The organism is Planktothrix sp. PCC 11201 (genome assembly GCF_900009135.1).
Taxonomy (GTDB): Bacteria; Cyanobacteriota; Cyanobacteriia; order Cyanobacteriales; family Microcoleaceae; genus Planktothrix.
The window spans coordinates 140,269-145,641 of the sequence record NZ_LT797706.1 but is presented as its reverse complement, the minus strand read 5'-3'; the positions used below and the strand labels follow the sequence as shown (position 1 = coordinate 145,641).

Below are 5,373 nucleotides of genomic sequence, written 5' to 3'. Positions count from 1 at the left end.
CTCCCCCTGCTCCCCCTGCTCCCCCTGCTCCCCCTGCTCCCCCTGCCTCCCCTGCTCCCCCTGCTCCCCCTGCCTCCCCATTCCCTGAATCTTTGTTACCTAAGTTTACAATTGCGAGAGTGTTGATTGATCAAATGATTAACTTTAATGGATTTCACTTGCAATTCATAAGGGGAATGTCTATTGTATATACAGAAGCCGAAAAGAGCTTCTCTGACAGATCAGCAAACGATGTTCAAACGGTAAAATCTCTATTAAAGGAGGCCCGAAACACGTTTTCTTGAACGTCCAGGTTAAGTGAAATTAGGAGGTTAACTAAACTGTTTCATCTAACGTCTGTCATCTTCGGCAGTAACTCTTTCTTTAGTTGCTGATATTTCCTCTAGTGAACCAAATGGGAGCAATGTAGCTTCGTTGTTAACAAGTATACAACTCCAAACTTACGGATTATAAATGAGGAAGTTCCTCAGTTTAACTAGGAGGTTAGTTACTCTGTTTAAGATCAATACAATCTGTCTTGTGGAATACGAACAACAGTACCTATCATTAAGTCCTTACACTTCCCCCAATCATGGCGAAGGGAGCAATGCAACTAGGCATTTGACCTTAGTAGCAACTCTACATCATCCAACATAGGAGAGGAAATCACTAGGGAAATGAGCTTTGGGTACTGTTGTTTTGAGTTGGAACAATTTTGTCGCCACGCTGCAATTGGCGGAATTCTTCTGAACGTTGCCCATCCCCTTCTTACAATCAACCCACCCTAGGTTAAACCCAGAAGGCTTAACCTAGGGTGGTTTTGGGTTGGCTGGATATCTAGTCGATATTAAATTGGTTTCCCCGACGATATTGTTGGTACGCCGCAAAAAATAACCCTGATAGGGTAACGACAATTAAACCCAGAACAATTCCCGATAATAATGGTTCTACCACTGGATAACTCCTTGGTGTTAATTTGAGCAATCAATCTTTAATCATACCCTTAACCGTTGACGCTTCACTGTTGAGTGCTCTTGCTCTTAACCAGACAACGCTTTGACATCCGCCCCGCCGGACGGGGATTCCTCACCACGCCACCTTTTTAGGATGGTCGCTGAATGGGGTTGACGCTTCGCGCTTCGCGCAGGCTTCGCCAACGCAGACTGTTGCTACTTTAAAAGTAGTCTTACACTGTCTCCACGTCCGTTTTAAGTCTCGGAATGCCCTCCCGCGACCTGAGTTTAACCTCGTTCACTAAGTTAAACTTTTTGTTGAATTTGTTAATTAATGCGTTCAAGGATAAACTAGATAAAATGTAAAGATTCTTGTAGATCGGTCTCAAATTATTAGAAACACCTTGGATAACCAGCTTGCGATTACAGAAATTGATGTCCTGATGAAACGAGCCGCCATCACCACCCTGGCGTTGATGGTTTTGATTTTGGGTTGGATTTTTGTCCTTCCTAAGCTACAGGTTTCTGATCCCTATGTGGAGAATGTGCTATCCCTCAAGGGAGATTTTGTCCGAGGGCAGGCAATTTTTCTTTATAACTGTGCCGGGTGTCACGCTTGGCAAACCGATAGTCAAGTGGGGCCAAGTCTTCAGGATGTTTCTCAACGGAAATCAGAAGTGGGCATTATTCAGCAAGTCACCGGTGGTAATACCCCACCCATGCCCAAATTTCAACCCAGTCCCCAGGAAATGGCCGACCTGTTGAATTATTTGGAAACTCTTTGACATCCGCCCCGCCGTAAACGGACGGGGATTCCTCACCACGCCACCTTTTTAGGATGGTCGCTGAATGGGGATAACCTCAAAAAATCTCAAAAAGTCTTGATCAAAATTAGTAACTTTTGCTATAATCAGAAACGTTGCTGGTGTAGCTCAGTGGTAGAGCAGCTGATTTGTAATCAGCCGGTCGCAAGTTCAAATCTTGTCACCAGCTTTTTTTTCCGTGCCAAAATTTTCCTTACTCCCAACTGATTACAACCCAGATGCTCTACCACTGAGAACTGCTCTTAGTGAATTTGCTATCCATAATCTATCCAAATCCATCATAGTCGAAAGGATTTTGGGTAGATTACTTTTTACCTATCCATACAGACATTTAATCTAAAACCCTAAATAATTAATTTTTACTTATACCCTTAAAACTTAAAAATCCCATTAACACATAAATTTAAAAGTGTCAAATGGGATAAATAGAAAATTATATATAAGGAATAACCCCTACAACTATTCCTACAAGGTTACCTCCCCCTAACCTGACTATTGATTCTATGTCGGTTCAGTTACCCGTCAAGGCACACTACGTTGAAGACACCTTGACTGCTACCTGAAACCTCCAATCAATATTTGTCAGGGGTTAGGGGGAGGGTAGTGTTTCACCCTTTAAAATCACCCTGCCCTATCACTCGCCCAATTACCTTGATAATGTGCGAGCGCCACAAATTTTAGTTTTCACCGTGTAGGCTGTGTGAAAATTTGTACGGTTCCTAAAACTTTCTGGTTATCTTCCCAAGCTGCATACAATGGGAAGATTTACAAACTTCCCTCGGATTGCGGGTAAATTTTCCCTAGCCCATAGAAGATTATTTTCTATAGCCGCTATCCATTGCGGCTATAGAAGGAAATTAGCTATCAGACCCCCAAACCTATACCCCTAAGTAGTTTTGGTGAAATTAACTATATTTTCCCCTTATACCCTACTTAGCGTTGACTTTTTAGTACAAGTTTTAAAACCTATATATAAAGGGTGTTACAGTGATATGCTTTAGTCAAGGCGCATAATTAATGTATCGAGTATATTTAATCCTTTAAGACATTGTAGGCTAAATGAATCAGTGTTACACTGTTAGTAGTACCGTAACAGAGGACGTAATCATTATGCCTAACCGTATTCCTAACACCTCTGGACTAGATAAGTCCCCTTGGGTTAATAAACCGATTAAAGTCTACAGACTACCAGAAGCGATTGCGCCTAAAGTTTTGGAATATGCCCACAAATTAGATAAGGGTGACTATAGCCGCCAAACTGAATTAGACGCCGCCATTGACACCCTAACCCAAGCCCTAACCCTACCTGCTAACACAGGGGGTGCTATCAAAAAGGAAATCAGAAAAGCTCTGGATAAACTGGTAGAACTCAATAGTCTATAAATTTTTCATGCGATAAATAAATAAAAGCAGGTATAGCTGGTAAAGACTCCCTCTATATAAGGGTTTAAGCTGGTACACTACCCCCTAACAAGCTGGTAACTAACCTGGTAAAGCTGGTAAAGAAAAAATAAATTTAACTAAAATAGCTGTGTAGGCCGTGTAAGAAAGTTGGAAGTATTGATATATAAGGGTTAGAGGTTTACACGGCCCCCTTACACAACCTTACACAACCCCCCTAACCATTTTTACCTTAAATAGCTTGTAACCTTTACCCCGTAAGCATTACAACATTTACACAGCCTACACGGTGAAAATAATCAAAAAATAACCCTGATGGTTAGTCAGGGTTTTAATGTTTGGGGGTGATGGTGGGTTAATTGGTTTCAGAACCCTCAACATAGCGTTTAAGGATCATCGCTACAAGGTTGCTTAACGTTCTGTCTTCTGACTCGGCTATGCTTTCTAGGCGCTCTTTAACATCGTGAGGGATATAAGCGGTTATTCTAGCTTGCTGGACTTTCCCTCCCACATCGGTAGGTTCCTTTACAAAAGTTTTCATAATCATCTACTTGCCATCCTATCACTTTGTGTTACTATACTTGTTATGCTACCACAGCAAGTAATAGCTGTCATTAGCTAGTAACATTAAGTAGTAGCATAGCAAGCAATATAAATCCCACAGTGCCAACCGCCAAGTTAAGCCACTGTGGGTACTCACCCCTAGTTATTAGGAGCAACTCAATTATGACACTGGCAGAACTCAAAGCTAAAGCTACCGAGTTAGGGTTAACCCCTGATGATGTGCGTCAACACGGTAGCTTGTCCAAAAAGGCAACCTGGGAGAGTGCGATCGCACAATTTAAGCCTGTACCTGAACCCATTACAGATATCGCTGTAACAGTCAATCAACCTAGTGTTGACGATTTACCTTTTGACAACCCTACCCATACCATGATTGATGGGGAGTGGGTGCTGTGTTCTGAAATCGTTGACCCTAGCCAACTCCCATTACTTGCAGAAACCGTGGGTCTGGGGTTTGAAGCATGGCAACCCTGGATGATGCCAGGCGCAACCTTTACCACGGGTCGCCAGACATACGAAATCCTCTACTTTGATGTTTGGGGGAACTGTATGGCCAAGGGAATAGATACCCGTTGGCATTCATTCCGAATTGAAACCATCGTTAACACCGCAACGGATGATTTTGTCCAGAAGTCCCAACCCATCCCACCAATAACCCCTGCGGGTGAAGCTAGTCAGTTATCAGATTGTCTTGAATCCCCCACACCCATCCGTGATCAACTGCTCTTAAAGATGATGGACAAAGGGTTATCCCTACCAGATTTAGAAAAGCTTCAAAGCGAACCCCTAGATGAAGATACCGCCGTCGTTTTCCTAACTTTATTAGAGGAAGGCGAACGGATGCTATCGGAGGCATTGGCACTATGAAACCCGTTGGGATAATTGATTACTTATTCCCAGGTTTGTTGTACCTGATGTGCTTCTTAACAGGGTTCTATTTAGCAACCAATGTTCATGTCACAATATCACTGTAACACTCATTATGACTTGTTTACGATTGTTTTCTACCAACAACAAAAAAGAGTTTGTAATAGCAACTCGGGACATAAGCGGGTATTTCATTAATCCCGAGTATTACAGGATAACCCTTTATACCCGATCTTCTCCTATAGAGGTTTATAGCTCAGCTATTGAGGACTGGGATAACTGGGATGAATTTGTCGAACAAGTTAAAGAACGGTTCACAGAATCAAACGAATTATTCTAACCCTTTTTATCAAAACAGTTATCAGTGTAACACTCATTCCATAGGAGATCAACAAATGCTTGGATTCTTGAGAGGAGATGATTTTAAATCATCAACAATTGCGCCCGTTGACGGCTCCCATAAAGGGATTAGCAAAGACAATGTTTTCAAACGCAGTGCTGATAACGCCATCACCCCTGACAACCCACCGGAAACAATTTTTGATACCTACCGGACAATGCCAGTTTGTGACCGTGTGCGGGAATTTACCCCAGAGGAGGCGGACGGATTAAGCGAGTTAGCACGGGTTAAAAAGCAAAATGCTACTGCTACTAAAAAAGCAGCCGATAAACACGAAGTCATCTTAAAAGCCGAGGCAAAAATCAACCGTCACGGGCAACGGATGATCAGAAACGAAGCTGAATTTGAGGTTAAAACTCAAGGCTACAAGGGAACAACCGCCAAA

6 protein-coding genes and 1 tRNA gene are annotated in these 5,373 nt (G+C 42.5%); 5 read left to right on the top strand and 2 right to left on the bottom strand.

Annotated elements, in window-relative coordinates; all coding sequences use genetic code 11:
• Positions 1-816 precede the first annotated feature (816 nt).
• A complete protein-coding gene (gene petG, locus PL11201_RS17775) occupies positions 817-933 on the bottom strand; it encodes a cytochrome b6-f complex subunit V (RefSeq protein WP_079680230.1) in 117 nt (38 codons plus the stop codon).
• Between the two features lie 403 nt (positions 934-1,336).
• Here petG and PL11201_RS17770 point away from each other — a divergent pair, with 403 nt between their 5' ends.
• From PL11201_RS17770 to PL11201_RS17760, 3 genes are all read left to right on the top strand, one after another.
• Positions 1,337-1,717 carry a c-type cytochrome gene (locus PL11201_RS17770; protein ID WP_079680229.1) on the top strand — a complete coding sequence of 127 codons (381 nt, stop codon included), beginning with the start codon at positions 1,337-1,339 and terminating at the stop codon, positions 1,715-1,717.
• Positions 1,718-1,853: 136 nt separating this feature from the next.
• Positions 1,854-1,925: transfer RNA gene (locus tag PL11201_RS17765), tRNA-Thr, on the top strand.
• Between the two features lie 941 nt (positions 1,926-2,866).
• Positions 2,867-3,139 (top strand): hypothetical protein, encoded by a 273-nt coding sequence (locus PL11201_RS17760; protein WP_079680228.1) that lies wholly within the window; start codon positions 2,867-2,869, stop codon positions 3,137-3,139.
• A 373-nt stretch (positions 3,140-3,512) separates the two neighbouring features.
• Here the strand turns inward: PL11201_RS17760 and PL11201_RS17755 are convergent, their stop codons facing one another.
• Positions 3,513-3,698: a ribbon-helix-helix domain-containing protein gene (locus tag PL11201_RS17755; RefSeq protein ID WP_144017810.1), complete on the bottom strand. Its 186-nt coding sequence runs from the start codon at positions 3,696-3,698 to the stop codon at positions 3,513-3,515.
• A gap of 185 nt (positions 3,699-3,883) precedes the next feature.
• Between PL11201_RS17755 and PL11201_RS17750 the strand changes: the two genes are divergently transcribed.
• Positions 3,884-4,588 carry a hypothetical protein gene (locus PL11201_RS17750; RefSeq protein WP_079680226.1) on the top strand — a complete coding sequence of 235 codons (705 nt, stop codon included), beginning with the start codon at positions 3,884-3,886 and terminating at the stop codon, positions 4,586-4,588.
• A gap of 395 nt (positions 4,589-4,983) precedes the next feature.
• On the top strand, positions 4,984-5,373 hold a 390-nt coding region (locus PL11201_RS26535; RefSeq protein WP_159451556.1), incomplete at its 3' end, for a hypothetical protein.